Source organism: Candidatus Omnitrophota bacterium, from assembly GCA_030695905.1.
In the GTDB taxonomy this organism is placed as follows: Bacteria; Omnitrophota; Gorgyraeia; order 2-01-FULL-45-10; family 2-01-FULL-45-10; genus CAZHPY01.
The window spans coordinates 11914-30014 of record JAUYOL010000004.1 but is presented as its reverse complement, the minus strand read 5'-3'; the positions used below and the strand labels follow the sequence as shown (position 1 = coordinate 30014).

Genomic DNA, 18101 nt, shown 5'->3' with positions numbered 1-18101 from the left:
ATGGTTATTTCCCCTTAGATATTTCTTTCGAACGCTTGCAGGCTTCCTTTACCGCGTCCTTGATTATATTTTTTACTTTTTTATACTCCAGCACCTTGAATGCCGCTTCTGTCGTCCCGCCCTTTGATGTAACCTTTTTCCTTAAGGCCGCGGGGTCTTCTTTAAGTTCGTCAAGCAATTTTATGCTTCCAAGGGCCGTCTTAATAACAAGCGCCTTCGCTATTCCAGGCGGCAGTTTTAGCTCTTGTGCCACTTCATAAAGCGATTCCACAAAATAGAAGAAATATGCCGGCCCGCTCCCGCTTACTGCCGTAACGGCATCCACTAATTTCTCATCAACCTCTACAACGTCTCCTATAAGAGAAAATATATTTTTGGCAAGCTCGATATCTTCTTTGTTCACCGACTCTCCCGCGCTCAAGCTTGTCACTGCATGGCCGATTATAGCGCCCAGGTTAGGCATAGCCCTTATAACCGGCACATCTTTTCCTACCATATCTTCGATATGTTTTATTGTAATTCCGGCCGCTATTGAGATTATAAGCTTATTTTTTGAAACGCCGCAGCATACTTCCTGCTTCAATAAGCCATCGATATCTTTAGGCTTCACCGCGAGTATAATAACGTCGGAGAATTTAACGATTTCGTTGTTATCTATTTCGATTATCATCTTATATTTACCCTGAAGATAATCTCTTCTCTTGGCGTCGAACTCGCTGACCATAATAGAGGTGCTCTTCTCCATTACGTTAACGAGTCTGCCAAGGATCGCTTCGCCCATATTGCCGCAGCCGATAATCCCTATCTTTTTATTCATCATTTGAATATCGCCCTCCCTATTCGCACCATCGTCGCGCCCTCTTCTATGGCAACTTCAAAATCGTTTGTCATGCCCATCGAAAGCTGTAGGCTATAAGCTGTAAGCTGTAAGCCCGCTATTTCATCACTAAGCTGTCTTAATCTCCTGAAATATGGCCTAACCTTCTCGGGATCATCCACTTCAGGGGCTATAGTCATAAGGCCTAATATATTAATATTAGGATATAAACTAATTTCCCTAACTAAACTTAAAACTTCCCCCGGAGCAATGCCGAATTTACTCATCTCCCCCGATGTATTGACCTGGATGAGTATATCTTGTATTTTATCTATCTTATTCGCCTCTTTGGATATCTCTTTAGCCAGGCGGACGCTATCTACGGAATGTATAAGCGAGAATATTTTTACAGCATCTTTAACTTTGTTCGTCTGCAGGTGCCCTATCAGATGCCATATCGCCCTATCACCTATAGACTTATACTTAACAATGGCATCCTGGAGTCTATTCTCGCCAAAATCCCTACGATTAAGGCCCATAACTTCTCTCATCTGGTCTATGGATGCCTGCTTGGAAACGCATACCAGCTTAACGCTCGATGCGAACCTGCCAGACTTCTCGCAACACCTTGATATTCTTAGCGTTACGTCTCTTAAGTTATCGGCTATCATAAGGTTTTAATGACGGGATAAGATATCACAAATGCCGTCAAAAGTCAAGCAGAAGTGGGATGTCAAATTTTCAGGCAGCGTAGCCGCAGCCTTCGTATGGAAGGCCTTTGGCGAGGACATCTCTTATATCGACACATGTGAAGGTGCGGCCGGAGATTGTGCGCTGAAGCCCTAGTCTATTTTCGTAGGATTTGCAATAGAATTTACCGCTTGGATCTTTGACGAGGTTTGAGCAAGGTTCTGCCGTATCGGCGCCGCAACACCTTCCGCATCGCTTGCACAGCGCTTCATGCTCAAGAAAATATGCGTCCTGTTTTTTGCTGTAACTAATCTCGTCCATGCCTTTTTTCGAACCATGCGTTGTAGGCGAGACCACGCTCTGTTTCAAGACCCTCTATCTTCTTTTGAATAGCGTCGTATTGCGGATCTTGGCCATATTTATATGACGATTGCCGCTCTTCAAGCGAAACTATCTCGGATCTGATTATGTCCATCCTATTTGATAACTCGTCTTCATTCATATTGTCAAAATTATATTTCTTCACAGTATCGCCTGTAGGTATAACAAGCCCTATCTTTATATTTTCTTTAATATGCAGGCCCTCATTCTCTACGACAATTTCAATATTATCTTTGCCTTCCTCTATCTTTTCGGCAACTTCTTTGGGTATATAAAATACACAGCGTTCACCCGTTATCTCGCCTTTTGCCTGTAAGGCTATAAGGCCCAAGCCGAGCGCCATTCCCACTTTTGAAAAATTATTATTAAAATTACTTCCGCCATATTCCCCAAACGCGCCTATCGCGGCGAATATAACAGCTCCAGGCACTCTGAAAAGCGATTCTTCAGTAACATAGGACTTGCCGTCCTTGTCCGGCCTTAATCTTTTATCGCCTACGCGAATTTTTATTTCGGATACGCTCCATTTTCGGAATTCTGCCCCCTTGCCGGTCGCGATGGCGCAGATACCGACGATCAGGCCTTGCGGAGTATTCTTATAACGCACACCTACGTCGCAAGAAGCGTCCTCGAGTTTGAATTTTTTATATTCGGTTTCTTCCTGAGAAAAAGCAGGTCGCGTGAAAATAGATGTGGCCAGAATAAGTGCTGCGGTTATTATCAGCCTAATCGCCGTATTCGACATTAATTCCCCTGGCTATATGCTTGCCTGACTTGTCGTCATAATATTCCACCATAACATAATTGCCGGGATTTATCTGCGACAACTGTATGCTAAAACCATCTTTATTAGTAACGCTGGCTGAAGATGGAACAGAAATTACGAGCGCCTCCACCATCTTCACCGTAATCGTCGAATCCTGCGGGTCAACCGATATTACCTTGCCATCGATCGTCCTAACTATAGGATCACTGCCGCGCCTATCCCATATAGGGGGATTGTCATCTTGAGAGTAAGATGGCACTACAGAAAATAGCGCTGCCAAAAAAAGGATAATAATTACGGCCATAATCCTATGCTTAGACATTAGTGCCTCCTAAAATTTTATTTAAAACTATTTTTTGGGGCCAAGTTTATATAATCCGACCAGTTGGGCTCTGGCAATTATATGCCCTTCCATGGATTTTTCTAAAGTTGCTTTACCAACACCCTCTTTAAGGCCCAGGATCTTGTCCAGCGCATATAGCTTGAAATAGTACCGGTGTGTTCCCGACGGAGGACATGGCCCTCCCCAATCCATCCTGTCAAAATCATTGACCCCCTGTTTGCCGGGTACGCTATTCTCATCTATCTTATTTACAGGAGCTATATCATACACTACCCAATGAACCCATGTCTTCATCGGCGCGTCAGGATCGTCCACTATTAATGCCAGGCTTTTTGTCCCGGACGGAATATTTTCGATAACAAGAGAAGGGTTTACATCCTGCCCCTCACAGGTGAATTTGGATGGCACATTCGAATTGTCTTCAAACGCCGGACTGGTAAGTTTCATATCTGTCTCCTTATCGGTTGCGGCATCCGCAAATACGGGGTTGAGTAAATATATCAGCGCCAAAACAACTATTCCACGCATGGCGCCATTGACTTAAATACTTCTGAAGATACAGATACGCCGCCGGTAAAAGGATAATCCATAACGGCGATCGTAAATAGTATAAGGCCCACCAGCATGGCGAGAAGAAACGCCATAATAATTTGCGCTCTTAGGTTTTCCGCGCCGAAAAAAGATATGAAGATCATGGTAACTATCCCGCCTACCGCCAGCACAAACCACAGTACGGGATGAACACCGCTACGCGAAGACATAATTCGCATCCGGCGCGATTCGCCTAATTCATTTAATTTGCGTACGGATTCTTCAAAAAAGGTTTGTTCGGTAATATTCTTAGGCATATAAGAGCTATATAAAAGCCACACATTCTTCACTATCTCCGTAACGCGCATGCTGGGCTGGCCTCTTTCCATAGACTTCCACTCTTCACCAGTAACAGCATTCGCATAGTCCTTTAACAGTCCCCGCACCTGGCTTCTAAAATCGGGCGAAAAAGCTTCGGCATCCCTATAAAGATCCACAAGACAGTTTGCCTCTCTTTGCACATTAATGATAGCCTTATCAAAGTCCTGCCACACCGCGATTACAACAAATGCAAGTAATACCGCGTAAAGTACCCCGACGGTAGCAAATACAGAGCCTGTTACGTCATTATGTTGTTTCAACCTGTGGTGAGGAACAAATGATCGGACTACGAGCAACGCGCCCACAGATATAGCCACAGACCCTCCGACAATTAAAAGACACAATACAGGCGTTGGTATCGTAAATAATACGGACTGCATAAATGGCATATTATTCTATCTCCTATTTACCGCCATATAATATGCGGCTTATTGCGGATCGGGATTCGATGATAACTGAATCTGGGATAACCCACCATCATAGCGCCAAAACATGCCATTCTGCTCGACAAGAATACAAATCTGCGCACTTCAGGGCTCATATTTATCGCAATGGCCAGATATCCCGCCCAACAAGTGCCCAGGTGTATCGACGCCGCGGCAATTTCAAAATATGTGAGGGCAACGGTAGTATCTTGAGCGGCGCTTAAATCATTTTTTGGCGCGTAAGCTATGACGACATGGGGAGCGCCGCGACATATCCAGTCATTATGATTCTCCCATGCGGCTACTATACGCTTCATGCGCATGGACTTTGCAAGCGGCGAATCTATCGACATTTGGAAGCGCATCCACTTTATAACTACTTCCGAAAGTCGTCTTACCCTTTCTTTATAGTATATTATTCCCCATCTTACCGGCTGTCTATTTATCCCCGATGGCGCGTATCGCGCTATATCGATAACTTTTTTCAGTTTTTCCCTGTCCACCGCCTCATTTTTATAGTTACGAATACTTCTTCGCCCTTTTAATAGTTGCTCCACTTTTTCCGGTGTTATGCGCCAATCATGTCTTAACGGGTGGTGGCTCTCCGCGCGCATATGCTGCATAGAGATAGCTCTATGCGGACATACCGTAATGCAGTGTCCGCACTTTATGCATATCTTATCTCCCCTGTTAACCATAGCGGGAAGGCGGCTTGCTTCATCTATCTTTAAGATCTTTATCGGGCAAACTGCTATGCATGCGCCGCACCTGACGCATTTAAATTTATCTACCGCAAAATATTTCATTTGGCTGCCTCATAATTAGACTACCAATATAACCGCGCAAATCTTTTGGAATATCGTTTGACCCATTCCTCCGATGCCTTATGCATCGAAATCTCATAGCCCAGCTGAAGAGATCGCAGTATCCTGTATTCATCTATCAGATATAACTGTTCTATAAGCTTTACTTTAAAAGCGTCAGAATAGCGATAAAATGACACTCCTACATTAAAAAAGCTGGGATTATCCCTGTCTTTGGTTATATGCATGACCTTGCCCTTGACTTTGAACATCTTATTCTGCATAGGCATCTTTAATATTATCAATTCACCGCGCTTAAGCGCGTATTTGGATAAAAACATCAGGCCGCCTTCGCTTACATTGAGGGTCTTGGTCTTTTCCGAGATTTTCTTCGGGGCGTGTTCAAATTCAAGCGGATAACAGATAGGATGCCTTATAAAATGCCTTTTCTCGCCGGTGTAAAGCATCTTAAGCTCTCCTAATTTTAGAAATAATTATTGAATATCTCTACCACTCTGTTAGATATGTTCTGGACAAAATTTCTCGCCTGCATCGCCCTGGGCTGATATTGACCAAGTGCGTATCTGGCTAAGCCTATCGCTGTAGCAGCCCGCAGGCTGTCTGTGCTGGAAATGTTTCCATGGACATTCTTTACGGTGCCCATTCTTACATGATAACCGAGCCTCTCTTCCAGACATTCGGCGGTACCTTCCGAAAGCGCAAGGCCGCCGGCAATAACGACCGATTTTATCCCGCTGCCTTTTTTTGAGAATTCTTCTATATCGGATTTAAGGCGTGATGTTATGCTGCTAAATTCAACACTATCTTTTAATGGTCCTTTTATATCATTGGCACCTGAGCAAAGTACGTCGAGAAATGTCAGCGCTCCGCCTGAAAATATCGAAAGCTCGGTAATGGATGCGCCTATATTCACAAGAGCCACCCCCTCGTCTTTCCATGGATCCTCCAGAAGACTGGCACCATCCGCAACACCGGAATATACAACCTCTTTTAAATCATACCCCGCGTCATTCACACACTTATACATATTCTGAATATGGTTAAGATTGGCCGTTACCATATACACTTCACAGTACAAGCGTGACGCGTAAAGGCCCAATGCGTTCTTTATGCTCGACTGATCGTCTATCGAGAAGTTCAGGACTATCTTATGTATGATCTCTCTGTCGAACGTAAGCCTTATCGTGCTGGCCGCGTCTATACAGCGCGAGATGTCGGACTGCGTAATCTCTCGGCCTCTCGAAGAGATAGGCACCATCCCCTTCGACCTCTCGGCTCTTATTGAGTCGCCGCTTACGTTAGCATATATATTATCGGGGGGCCTACCTATCTTCTCGCACAGTCTCGTCAAAACCTTTGCAACCGAATTTGACGCCTGGGCTATATCGGAAAATCCCCCCCTGGAAACGCCTTTTGACGGCTGGCTTTCATAAGCAAGAACCGCGGAATGGCCATCGCCAAAAATTTCCATAGCCAACGTGGAAACTTTTGATGAACTTATATCCAAACCGGTTATTATAGTAGATTTGCTCATTTTGGACTTATAGCAACATTATTAAATCTTACGTCGATATAATTTATCTTTTCTAACACAAGCCTGGGATCGCGCAATGTATCCTTTAATACAGCCAGCCTCTCCCTAAAATCTTCATGCCCTATTATCACGGCAGGGCCGCCATCCCCCAAATAAAAAGAAAGGCTCTTTACATCGCCCGCGTCAACAAGGCGAACATTATATTTTTCCAAAAACCTGGTCCTTCTTATCTCATCAAGAAGATTAAGCGCAACTACCAGATTCTTCGACTCGTTTTTCTTATAAGACTTGCCGGCGAGCCGTGGGTCTATGCCTCTTATTATCGGAAAATCTTTTAATTTCATAGAGTTTATATTGACAAGTATCACGCCTTCCCTGTCTATAGGGTACACCTGGCCGTTACCTAAAAGCGCGACGGGCCTGCGAAATTTCAGATCCAGCAATAATTTATCCGGCAATACCCTCTTTACCGCTATCTCTTTGGCGTCGGGATACTTCGGTTCGATGCTTTTGGCGATGGCCTTTATATCTATCCTGAATAGGTTCCTGTCCTTATATTGCTTCAAAATATCGTTTCTTATACCGGCAAGGCTTGCGTCCTGGGCGCCCTTAGTTTCAACGGCTCTGAGCCTGAAATAGTCGCTCTTCTCAAAAAATGCCGTAGTCAAGGCCCATACTAAAGCTACGGATACCACAGAGACTATTATAATACCCACCTTCTTAATAAGATATTCTTTAAGGCCCTCTATAGCCTTAGGCATCTGCATCTTCTTATTTTTTTTCTGTCTTCTTACCGTCATTTTTTCGCTCCCGATAATGTATTTTCAAGGATTTTAACACAAAGCTCGTTAAAACGCAAACCTATAGCCTGGGCAGCTTTCGGTAAGAGACTGCGCTGGGTCATTCCCGGTATCGTATTAACCTCCAGCACAAACATCTCTCCCTTATCATCCATTATGATATCGACACGCGAAAAGGACCTGCAACCCAACGCGTTGTGCGCCATTACGCCAAGCTCTTTCGCTTTTTTTTGCGCATCCGGGCCTATCTCGGCCGGAACGATATATCTGGTATCGTTGTTCTTGTACTTTGCCTCATAATCATAGACATTATTTCTCGTGACTATTTCTATAACCGGCAGCGCCTTATCGTCGAGAATGCCTACCGTGAGCTCTCTGCCGTGTATATATTCCTCCAGCATCACAACATCGCCATATTTAAACGCTTTTTCGAGCGCCTCTTTTAACAGGCTACTGTCTTTAACTATCGATAAGCCTATGCTCGAGCCCTCGAACCGCGGCTTGACCACCAAAGGATACCCGATACCATCCGCGTCAGTAGAAGAGAATCGGTTCTTTTCGAATGCTATATATCTGGGGACAGGAATACCGCTTTTTACGAAGGCTTCTTTGGAAGCTATCTTATCGAGCGCCAGGGCCGATGCCTCTGGTCCGGATCCCGTATAAGGAATACGCGCGTCTTCCAGCATCTTTTGCACGGTACCGTCCTCGCCAAACCTGCCGTGTAAGGCTATAAACGCTACATCTACAGCGTTCCTTTTCACCACATCATGTATATCGTCTTTTATATCCAGAAATATAGCGTCGATCCCCTCACCCTTAAGAGCGTTATAGACGGCTTCGCCTGAACGCAGACTTATCTCTCTTTCGTTCGACGGCCCGCCCGCCAGCACTCCTATCCTGCCGAACTTCGCCCGCGTCATATGATCTTGATCTCCAATTCAAGCGGTACCTTGTAACTATCCATGACCTTCTTGCTTACAAAATCTATAAGCTTCAATACATCTTCCGAGGTGGCGGAATTCCTGTTGATTATAAAATTAGCATGTTTTTCGGATACTTCGGCGCCGCCAACCCTGCGGCCCTTAAGGCCCAGAGTGTCTATCATCTGCCCGGTAGTGAACTGAAAATCTTTAGGGTTTTTAAAAACACATCCTGCGCTTGGCATATCAAGAACCTGTTTCTCTTTTTTCATCTTCAGGAATTTAAAACATCTCGATGTTAACGCCGAACTATCCTCTCTGCCAAGTTTCAACGTTACCTCTGTTATTATATAGTCTGAAAGACTGGATCTCCTATATCCAAATTCGATGTCTTCTCTTTCAAGCGTCTTTAAACGACCATTATAGTCCATTACCTTAAGGGAGCTGACATAGTCGCCTATATTCTTGTATAACGGGCTCGACCATCCGCCGGCATTCATATATACCGCGCCGCCTATCGTCCCGGGAATCCCGACAAGGCTCTCAAGCCCGCTTAAACCTTTACCGCAGCTTAGCCTTACCAGTCCGGGTGTAGCGGATCCTGCCCCAGCCTTCAAGGTCGTACCCTTTATGGATACCTTCTTGAATTCGGGTGAGCCAAGATGGATCACTATCCCATTAAAACCTTTATCGCTTGCAAGCACATTTGTGCCTCCGCCAATAACAAATGTGTGGATCTTGTTCTCTTTGGCAAAGAGCACCACCTTTTTTAACTCACTGACATCCTTTGGCTGTGCCCATAAAGCGGCCGGACCGCCTATTTTAAAGGATGTGTGCCTGGACAGCGCCTCGAGTTCCCTTAAATCACCTTTTATTAAGTTTTTCGGAAAGTTCATTCGCAATATCCTTTATATCTCCCGCGCCCAACACCAATATCATATCGCCGCTTTTCTTCGATTTCATAATATGATCGGCTATCTCTTTTTTACCCAGCATTATTACATCATCCGGACCATGCTTTTTCACTCTGTCATAAATAACTTTGGAAGAGATCCCCTCTATCGGTTCTTCGCTGGCCGCATATATGTCTGTCAATATAAGCTTATGGCAGCCTTTGAAACAGCGGCCGAACTCTTCCGCAAGGAACTTCGTGCGCGAATACCTGTGCGGCTGGAATATCACCACAAGCCGCCTCCCCTTCCAATTACCGCATGCCTCAAGTACGGCGCGTATCTCTGTAGGGTGGTGCGCATAATCGTCTATGAGCATTACCCCTTCGCAATCAGCCCTTAAGTGAAAACGCCTTTTTGTGCCGGTAAAATCCTGAATGCCCTGGGTTATCTTTTCAAACGAAAGCCCGGCCTTTAAACCTACCTGTATCGCGGCAAGGCTATTAAGTATGTTATGCCTGCCCGGAATTTTTAAAAATACCCTGCCGAGAACTTCATTTTTATAGACACACAGGTATGACGAACGAAATTCGCTCATCTTTATTTCATGAGGATATATATCCGCCCCTTTATACAACGAAAAGCTTTCTGATTTACCCTTAAAATTTTTAAGCATCTTCTTTATGTTTTCGTCGTCATTATTGTAAAATAATGCCCCCTGCTTCTTTGTATTATTCGCGAAAGCGGCATACGCGGTTATCGAATCCTCAAGCGTCCCATAGTAATCCACGTGTTCCATTTCTATATTTGTTATTACGGAATAAAATGGCTTTAAATAAATGAATGAGCCATCGCTCTCATCCGCTTCGGCAACGAGAAATTCCCCGTTGCCATATTTGGCGTTACTGCCGAATAGCGCTACTTCTCCGCCTATTATAACGGTAGGGTCGAGTCCGCCGTTTTCAAGCATCACCGAAATAAGAGAGGTGGTTGTGGTCTTTCCATGCGTACCCGTTATAGCTATGCCTTTTTTACTGTTCAGCAATTCCCCTAATACTTCGGCCCTTTTTACTATAGGGATACCGCGCTGCCTTGCCTGGACTATCTCGGGATTTGCATTATTTATACATGAGGAGTAAACCGCTATCTCCACATCCGGCCCAACATTACCCTCGCTGTGCCCGATAAAAATATCCGCGCCCAATTTTTTCAACTTTTCGGTAAGGCTGTTTGACTCTAAATCCGATCCGGAAATCTTATACCCCATCTTCAATAGTATAATTGCTATGCTGCTCATGCCTATACCGCCTATACCGATAAAATGCATCTTCTTTTTTTCTAATATCATTTAATAATTACCCCTTTACAATTTTTAAAACTTCGCCCGCAAGATTATATGATGAGTCCGGAACGCTTAAATCCTTCGCCCTTTTAGCCATCTGATCGAGAACTGCCCTGTTATCTAAAAGACTTTCGACCCTGTTCTTTACGATATCCGGCGACATCTCTTTTTCATCTATCTGTATCGCCGCCCCATTTCTGGAAAATACCTTCGCATTCTCCGCCTGATGGCTCATCGCAAATGGATACGGAACCAGTATCATGGGCCTGCCAAAATACGCTATTTCAAATATCGCCGAAGCGCCGGACCTCGTCACTACAAGATCGGATACGCTATAAGCCTGCTCTATATTATCGATAAAAGAGAATACCCTATGCTCGATGCCGATTTCTTCATACGCCCGGCTCACCCACTCATAATCTGTTATGCCGGTTATATGTATTATCTGCAATAGCGAACTCTTCTGCGTGTCGAGCTTTGCCATTGCCTGTAAAAAATTTTTGTTTAGACTATGCGCGCCCTGGCTTCCGCCTATAATAAGAATCGTAAACTTCGCGGCGTCAAGCCCGAATTTTTTTATGCTTTCCGCCTTGTCGTCCTTAAACAGATTGGCTCTGATAGGATTCCCTGTAAATACGGCCTTGGTGCTGAATCGGCCCAAATATTTTTTCGTTTCCTCAAAGCTTACAGCTATCCTGTCCGCAAACCTGAATAAGACGCTATTCGACCTGCCGGGCACAACATTCTGTTCATGAATCACTGTAGGCACTCTTAAAATATATGCCGCGAATATTACAGGACTTGACACATAACCGCCGAAACCTATAACGGCGTCGGGAGAATGCTTTATAACTATAAAGAACGATTTTATTATATCAAAAAATAGTTTGACGAAGAATATTATAGTTTTCATGGATGCTTTATACGGCAATTTGTTGGAAGATAGCAAAGAATAATGAAGGTGCTCCTTTTCGAATATACGTTTATCCAGGACATTATTGCTTCCGACAAACAATAATTCTATAGTTTTATCTCTCTCTTTCAGGCCCTGCGTAAGCGCTATAGCCGGAAATATATGCCCGCCCGACCCTCCGCAAGCGACTAAAACCTTCATCTATGCACCTCGCCGGACTTGGCTATATTAAGCAATAATCCTACCGCGGCAAGATGAAACATAAGCGACGTCCCTCCGTAACTTATAAAAGGAAGCGGCAGTCCTTTAGTCGGCAAAACCCCTGCCGTTACTCCGATATTTATAAGAGCCTCCAGCGCTATAAGACAGACTAAAGCCATGCTTAAAAGTTTTTCAAATTGCCCCGCCGCTTTAAATGTTATCTTCATGCCCTCCCAAACAAATAGAATAAATAGCACGACTACGCTCGCGGCACCCAAAAATCCCAACTCCTCGCCTATTATAGAAAATATAAAATCTGTGTGAGAGGCAGGTAGATAGAATAGTTTTTGCCGTGATTGCCCCAATCCAACACCTAACAACCCGCCCGAGCCCAACGCAATAAACGACTGTATTATCTGAAACCCCGCGCCTCTTTTATCCGACCATGGGTTTAAAAATATCATCATGCGTTTTCTTCTATAGGGCACCCTGAATAATAACATGTAAAGCGCGGGCAAGCTCGCTAAAATTGAACCGACTATGTATAAGGGCCTTATACCGCTTACAAAAAGCATCAGCATGCCTATAACCGATATAGCTATCGCGGTGCCCAGGTCCGGCTCCAGCAATACCAGCCCAAGGACAAACCCTAAAACAAGAACGGGCGGTAAGTATCCGTGTAAAAAACTTTTTATCACCTTCTCTTTCCTGGCCAGTAAGTCTGCCAGGTATATCATGATAACTATCTTGGCGAATTCCGACGGCTGAAAATTCAAGGGGCCTAGCCTAAACCACCTTCTCGCCCCGGCAGTCTGCCTGCCTATGTGCGGGATAAGGACAAGGACTAAAAGTATTATCGACAGCGCCATTATGGGCTTCGAATATTTTCTTAAGGTCTGGATATCTACTGCCATCGCGAGAAGCATCATAAAAAATCCGGCGATAAGATATGTGAGGTGTCTTTTCAAAAAATAAAGGCTGTCATCCATCTTTTCATTTGCATATATAGCGCTGGTGGAGTATATCATGACTATGCCTATGGCAACGAGCATCATCACGATAATCAGTAAAGAAGTCCTCGTTCCCCTCATTTAATAGCTAACACGGCTTTTTTGAAAATATCGCCGCGCTCCTTATAGTCCCTGAACATATCAAAACTTGAACACATGGGAGATAAAAGAACCATGTAATTTTCCTCGGCAAGTTTTCTGGCCATCTCCACAGCCTCGTTCATTGTGGCAGCCTCATGCGTCTCGACCACATCGCCCAGCGCCTGTCTTATCCTTTGCCTGGCCTCTCCTATAAGAATAAGATGTTTAACTTTATCCTTAACAAGATCCTTTATTACCGAGTAATTGCTGTTCTTATCTTTACCGCCGGCTATCAATATCACGGGCCTCTGACATGACTGCAATGCCCTGTATGTGGAATCGACTGTCGTTCCTTTGGAATCGTCTATATATTCTACTCCGCCCATAGCGCTGACAGTCTCAAACCTGTGGCTTAAACCTTTAAAATTTTTAACGGTATTTTTTATCAATAAGGGCTTTACGCCCGCGCTAATTCCCGCAAGGCTTGATACAAGTACGTTCTCCACGTTATGCAAACCCTTTAGCCTGATATCCCTGGTATTACAAATCTGCGTTTCTTTGCCATTATGGTTATAAATTATGTCGCTACCCTTCAAATAAGCGCCATTTACGCTTGAAATCCTGGAATAATACAAAACTTTTGACCTCGCCTTACTCTCCAGCCCTTCCAATTCTTTGGCATCATGATTTAGAATCAGGACGTCTTTCTCATTCTGATTACTGAATATCTTAAGTTTTTCATTAAAATAATCGCTGAATTTTGAATACCTGTCCAGATGATCATCGGTTATATTTAATATAATGGCTATCCTTGGCCTAAAATCCTCTATTCTTTCAAGCTGAAATGAGCTAACCTCAAGAACAACCCATGTTTCATTCTTTACGCGGGCTATTTCGCCGCAAAGCGAATTCCCTATATTACCGCATACCACCGTGTGCAATCCGCCGTCTTTAAGTATTTCGCCTATTAAAGTCGTTACCGTGCTCTTACCGTTCGTGCCGGTAATAGCGATGATCTTGCCCTTGCAATACCTGTACCCCAGCTCCATCTCGCTTATTATCGGTATCTTAAGCTCGTTCGCCCACTTTATCGCGCTGGATGAATCTTCGACGCCGGGACTAACCACCACCAGGGAGCTGCCCTCCATAAAACCTTTTGTGTGCCCACCTATTTCACAGGGCACATCCTTGCGTTCGAGCCTATTAAAGCTGCTCCTGACTCCGTCATTATCGGCAGCCTCCGTAACCCTTACTTCGGCGCCTAAATCTTTGAGCAATAAAGCCGCGTTCAGTCCGCTATTCCCTAAACCTATTACCGTAACTTTCATATTCTTCATTGTAGTTTTAATGTTGATAAACTCAACAGCGCCAGTATTATGGCTACTATCCAAAAGCGCGTAGTTATCTTGGCTTCAGGCCATCCCAGAAGCTGAAAGTGGTGATGTATGGGCGACATTAGAAACAATCTCTTCTTTGTCGTCTTAAACCATATCACCTGTAATAACACTGACAGCGCTTCGATTACAAATATGCCGCCTACCAAAAATAGCAACAACTCCTTCTTTATGAATACAGCCACGACTCCCAGCCCCCCGCCCAGGGCCAGAGATCCCGTGTCGCCCATAAATACCGTGGCGGGGTATGAATTGAACCATAAAAATCCTAATCCTGCCCCCACCATCGCGGCGCAAAACACCGCTAATTCACCCGCGCCCTCCAAATAAAATACGTTAAGATATTCAGCAAACTTAAAGTGTCCGGTAATGTAGGTAAGCACCGTGTAAGCCAGCGCCGCTATTATTGTGCAGCCTATCGCAAGGCCATCCAGGCCATCGGTAAGATTGACGGCGTTGCTGGAGCCCGCTATCACGATAAGCACAAAAAGCACATAGAGCAACCCCAGTTCCAGCGAAAAGAATTTAAAGAACGGGACATTCAATGTGGTGGGAATATGCGTGAAGACCATAACGAATATAGCTACTATAAACGCCAGTAATACCTGGCTTAAAAATTTAGACCCCGGCTTAAGGCCCAGGTTCCTCTTCTTGACTATCTTTATGTAGTCATCCGCGAATCCCACCGCCCCAAGAAATAAGAAAGAACCCAACGTCATCAGCACATATACATTTAATATATCGGCCCACAGGATAGTGGCAAGCGTTATGGAAATTATTATAAGAACGCCGCCCATGGTAGGCGTGCCTTCTTTGTGCCTGTGCTGATCGTATATAGATTCTACATGCTCCTTCCTTATATATTGTCCGAACTTTAACTTTTTGAGCCAGCTTATTACAAGAGGCCCGAATATCAGCGACAATACCAGCGCGGTAAGCGCCGCCATGGCGGCGCGAAATGTTATATACCTGAAAACATTGAACCCTGACCAAGAACCTGTTAATGAGTAAAAAATATAGTATAACATTTTTTAAGCCTTCAGCTTTTCTATTATCTCTTCCATCTTCATCGCGCGCGACCCCTTTACCAATATAGCATCACCTTTTTTGGCTACTTTACGCAGTATATCGGCTACCTGGTCGCGGGTAGAACAGTGCCATATGTTCTCTTTATCCATTCCGCACTCAAGGGCGCGGCAATATGTATGCTGGGATAAGCTTCCATAGGTAAGTAACCCCTTAAAACCCAATTTAGCCACAGACTCGCCTACCATCCTGTGAAAATAATCCTCCCTCAATCCCAACTCAAGCATATCAGCGCTTACTACCCACTTGGACCTTGCGGGCAGATCTTTCATGGTCTGGAGAGCGCATACCATTGATGAAGGATTTGAATTGTACGAGTCATCTATAACTATCAATCCGCCTATCTCTTTTATATTAAGCCTCATGTAGGTAGGCTTATATTCGGCGAGGCCTTTTCTTATTAATTCAAAACTTAACTTAAAATGGCGAGCCAGGGCTATAGCGGCTAAAGCATTGTAGGTATTATGCGTTCCCAATACATTCAGTGTAAATCGCGTACTATCATTCAATAAAAATTCTATGCCATCAAATCCGGCGCTAATAAGAGAGGCTCTGAAGTCATTTCTTTCATCAAAGCCGAATTTTACGATCTTAAAAGCTCCGCCCTTGTGCTCCGACAGATATTTATCATCACCATTAACTACCGCCAGGCCATCCTTGCCTAAGAACTCGAATATCTCTTTCTTGGCCTCAAAAACCCCTTTCAAATCTTTCAAAAATTTCAGGTGGGATGGCCCTATATTCGTTATTACCACTATTCCCGGCCTTGCGATATCCGCCAATAGGCGTATCTCGCCTTTATGATTCGTCCCCATCTCCAGTACACATATATCATGTTTCTTATTCAACTTTAAAAGCGTTTGCGGTAAACCGATGTGGTTATTCTTAGTCCCTTCATTCTTTAATATATTAAATTTTTTGGAAAGCACCTGGGATATCATATCTTTAGTCGTTGTCTTCCCGTTACTGCCGGTAACGCCTATGACAGGGATATCGTATTTCATCCTGTGGTGATGCGCTATCTTCTGCAGCGCCAGTGTCGTATCGCTGACTTTTACAATTATCTTATTGGCATGCGCCGCATATCGCGCACTATGCGTTGTAAATGTGCCTATAGCGCCCTTTTTAAATACATCGCCGATAAATTCTTCGCCGTCAAAATTACTACCCTTCAACGGCAAAAAGAATTCGCCTTTTTTTATATTTCTGGAATCGGTCGATATCAACGCGGGGTCTATCTCGGCCGATATATCACCGGATAACAGTTTCCCTTTTGTTATTTTCAAAATTTCTTCAATTTTCATACTATAATCGTCCTAAGTATTGATGAGGTCACTTCGCAATCATCAAAAGCAAGCGCCTTGTCATTAACTATCTGGCATTTTTCATGCCCTTTGCCGGCAATCAATACAACGTCTCCCTTCCGTGCCATTGTCAATGCCTTGTTTATCGCGTCATGTCTATCCGGAACTATATCGTAATTTGCAAATTTATCTTTTATGCCTTCTTCGATCTGCGATATGATCGACATTGGATCCTCAAATCTCGGGTTGTCGGACGTCACTACGACTCTGTCGGAGAATTTACATGCCACACTGCCCATAAGCGGCCGCTTCGCCCTGTCCCTGTTCCCTCCGCAGCCAAAGACTGTTATTATCCTGCCTGCCGTGGTCACATCCTTCAAAAGGCTCAAAACATTATGCAGAGCGTCTTCCGTATGAGCATAATCTACGAATACCTTAAACTGCTGACCTTCCTCTACAGGCTCTAATCTGCCGGGCACAACCTTAAAAGATTCTATCCCGCTCTTTATAGCGCCCGGCTTGATACCCAGCGCTATTGACACTGCCACGCTTGCCAAAATATTCGAAATGTTATGCCTGCCTATAAGCCTCGTTGTAACATTAAACGACCCCTTTGGAGTTTTGACTGTAAAGCTTGAGGAATCCATCGATAAACTGATATTGCTTGCCGTCACATCTGAATTTTTATTGATACCATAGGTGAGAACTTTTTTATTTATGCCGGATCTTAATGACGCGACCATCCTGTCATCATTATTAAGCACGGCCACACCATCTCTTTTCAATTTTTCGAATAATTTTGTTTTGGCTTTAAGATAATTCTTGAGCGTCTTATGATAGTCGAGATGCTCTTTTGTGATATTTGTAAACACACCCACATCAAAAAATACTTTGCCCACCCTATCCTGATCAAGTGAGTGGCTCGATACTTCCATCAGCACATATTTCGTCTTGTTCTTTAGCATTTGATACAATAGCGACTGTAGGGCCAACGCCCCCGGCGTAGTGTTAGTGGCGGGTATCTGGCTACCATTTATCCTGTAATTTATCGTACCTATGACTCCGGATCTCTTCTTCGCGGCCTTAAGGATGTTTTCCATTAAATATGTTATAGTGGTCTTCCCGTTCGTACCGGTAATTCCAACGAGCTTTAAAACGCCTGATGGATGACCATAAAAATTACTCGCTATCGCGGGAACTGCGAGGCGGGCGTCTTTGACTATTATCTTTTTTATATCTCCGGGAGCCCTGAAGTCCCTGTCTGAAACTACAACACTCGCGCCATTCTTTATGGCCTGGCCTATAAACCTGTACCCATCCGTGCTATATCCGCGCGTCGCTATAAATAGGTCTCTTTTTTTGACTTGCCTGGAATCATCCTTGATGGCTTTTATATTTATAGCTGAATAGTCCGCGCCTGACTTGTATTTTATTCCATTAAATATATTTTTTATTCGGGGCATAA

General features: G+C 44.2%; 20 protein-coding genes. All 20 read right to left on the bottom strand.

The window, feature by feature from the left end:
* Positions 1-4: 4 nt before the first annotated feature.
* Positions 5-820 (bottom strand): pyrroline-5-carboxylate reductase, encoded by an 816-nt coding sequence (proC, locus tag Q8R38_01025; protein MDP3790612.1) that lies wholly within the window; start codon positions 818-820, stop codon positions 5-7.
* Positions 817-1488, bottom strand: coding sequence for a YggS family pyridoxal phosphate-dependent enzyme (locus Q8R38_01020; protein ID MDP3790611.1), 672 nt, complete (start codon positions 1486-1488; stop codon positions 817-819). The genes proC and Q8R38_01020 overlap by 4 nt, the downstream gene beginning before the upstream one ends.
* Positions 1489-1558: 70 nt before the next feature.
* Positions 1559-1828, bottom strand: a complete 270-nt coding sequence (locus Q8R38_01015; protein ID MDP3790610.1) for a hypothetical protein — start codon at positions 1826-1828, stop codon at positions 1559-1561.
* A complete protein-coding gene (locus Q8R38_01010) occupies positions 1815-2633 on the bottom strand; it encodes a hypothetical protein (GenBank protein ID MDP3790609.1) in 819 nt (272 codons plus the stop codon). Before Q8R38_01010 ends, Q8R38_01015 begins: the two co-directional genes overlap by 14 nt.
* Positions 2614-2976, bottom strand: a complete 363-nt coding sequence (locus Q8R38_01005) for a hypothetical protein (protein ID MDP3790608.1) — start codon at positions 2974-2976, stop codon at positions 2614-2616. Before Q8R38_01005 ends, Q8R38_01010 begins: the two co-directional genes overlap by 20 nt.
* Before the next feature lie 27 nt (positions 2977-3003).
* The gene (locus Q8R38_01000) at positions 3004-3525 is read right to left on the bottom strand and encodes a YbhB/YbcL family Raf kinase inhibitor-like protein (protein ID MDP3790607.1); all 522 of its coding nucleotides are present in this window, start codon (positions 3523-3525) and stop codon (positions 3004-3006) included.
* Positions 3513-4298 (bottom strand): DUF4239 domain-containing protein, encoded by a 786-nt coding sequence (locus tag Q8R38_00995; GenBank protein ID MDP3790606.1) that lies wholly within the window; start codon positions 4296-4298, stop codon positions 3513-3515. Before Q8R38_00995 ends, Q8R38_01000 begins: the two co-directional genes overlap by 13 nt.
* 17 nt (positions 4299-4315) lie before the next feature.
* Positions 4316-5140: a nitroreductase family protein gene (locus Q8R38_00990; protein ID MDP3790605.1), complete on the bottom strand. Its 825-nt coding sequence runs from the start codon at positions 5138-5140 to the stop codon at positions 4316-4318.
* Positions 5141-5160: 20 nt separating this feature from the next.
* On the bottom strand, positions 5161-5604 hold the full coding sequence (locus Q8R38_00985) for a PilZ domain-containing protein (GenBank protein ID MDP3790604.1): 444 nt from the start codon (positions 5602-5604) through the stop codon (positions 5161-5163).
* A gap of 17 nt (positions 5605-5621) precedes the next feature.
* On the bottom strand, positions 5622-6692 hold the full coding sequence (locus Q8R38_00980; protein ID MDP3790603.1) for a hypothetical protein: 1071 nt from the start codon (positions 6690-6692) through the stop codon (positions 5622-5624).
* Complete coding sequence (locus tag Q8R38_00975) at positions 6689-7492, bottom strand: FtsQ-type POTRA domain-containing protein (GenBank protein ID MDP3790602.1); 804 nt, start codon at positions 7490-7492, stop codon at positions 6689-6691. Before Q8R38_00975 ends, Q8R38_00980 begins: the two co-directional genes overlap by 4 nt.
* Positions 7489-8415 carry a D-alanine--D-alanine ligase gene (locus tag Q8R38_00970; protein ID MDP3790601.1) on the bottom strand — a complete coding sequence of 309 codons (927 nt, stop codon included), beginning with the start codon at positions 8413-8415 and terminating at the stop codon, positions 7489-7491. Before Q8R38_00970 ends, Q8R38_00975 begins: the two co-directional genes overlap by 4 nt.
* On the bottom strand, positions 8412-9311 hold the full coding sequence (gene murB / locus Q8R38_00965) for a UDP-N-acetylmuramate dehydrogenase (protein ID MDP3790600.1): 900 nt from the start codon (positions 9309-9311) through the stop codon (positions 8412-8414). The genes Q8R38_00970 and murB overlap by 4 nt, the downstream gene beginning before the upstream one ends.
* Positions 9280-10653 (bottom strand): UDP-N-acetylmuramate--L-alanine ligase, encoded by a 1374-nt coding sequence (gene murC, locus Q8R38_00960; GenBank protein ID MDP3790599.1) that lies wholly within the window; start codon positions 10651-10653, stop codon positions 9280-9282. The genes murB and murC overlap by 32 nt, the downstream gene beginning before the upstream one ends.
* A gap of 7 nt (positions 10654-10660) precedes the next feature.
* Entirely contained in the window at positions 10661-11761 is a 1101-nt protein-coding gene (gene murG / locus Q8R38_00955; GenBank protein ID MDP3790598.1) for an undecaprenyldiphospho-muramoylpentapeptide beta-N-acetylglucosaminyltransferase, read from the bottom strand.
* On the bottom strand, positions 11758-12852 hold the full coding sequence (ftsW, locus tag Q8R38_00950) for a putative lipid II flippase FtsW (protein MDP3790597.1): 1095 nt from the start codon (positions 12850-12852) through the stop codon (positions 11758-11760). Before ftsW ends, murG begins: the two co-directional genes overlap by 4 nt.
* The gene (gene murD, locus Q8R38_00945) at positions 12849-14189 is read right to left on the bottom strand and encodes a UDP-N-acetylmuramoyl-L-alanine--D-glutamate ligase (protein MDP3790596.1); all 1341 of its coding nucleotides are present in this window, start codon (positions 14187-14189) and stop codon (positions 12849-12851) included. Before murD ends, ftsW begins: the two co-directional genes overlap by 4 nt.
* Positions 14186-15274: a phospho-N-acetylmuramoyl-pentapeptide-transferase gene (gene mraY / locus Q8R38_00940; protein ID MDP3790595.1), complete on the bottom strand. Its 1089-nt coding sequence runs from the start codon at positions 15272-15274 to the stop codon at positions 14186-14188. Before mraY ends, murD begins: the two co-directional genes overlap by 4 nt.
* A gap of 3 nt (positions 15275-15277) precedes the next feature.
* Entirely contained in the window at positions 15278-16636 is a 1359-nt protein-coding gene (murF, locus tag Q8R38_00935; protein MDP3790594.1) for a UDP-N-acetylmuramoyl-tripeptide--D-alanyl-D-alanine ligase, read from the bottom strand.
* The gene (locus Q8R38_00930; protein MDP3790593.1) at positions 16633-18099 is read right to left on the bottom strand and encodes a UDP-N-acetylmuramoyl-L-alanyl-D-glutamate--2,6-diaminopimelate ligase; all 1467 of its coding nucleotides are present in this window, start codon (positions 18097-18099) and stop codon (positions 16633-16635) included. Before Q8R38_00930 ends, murF begins: the two co-directional genes overlap by 4 nt.
* Positions 18100-18101 lie beyond the last annotated feature (2 nt).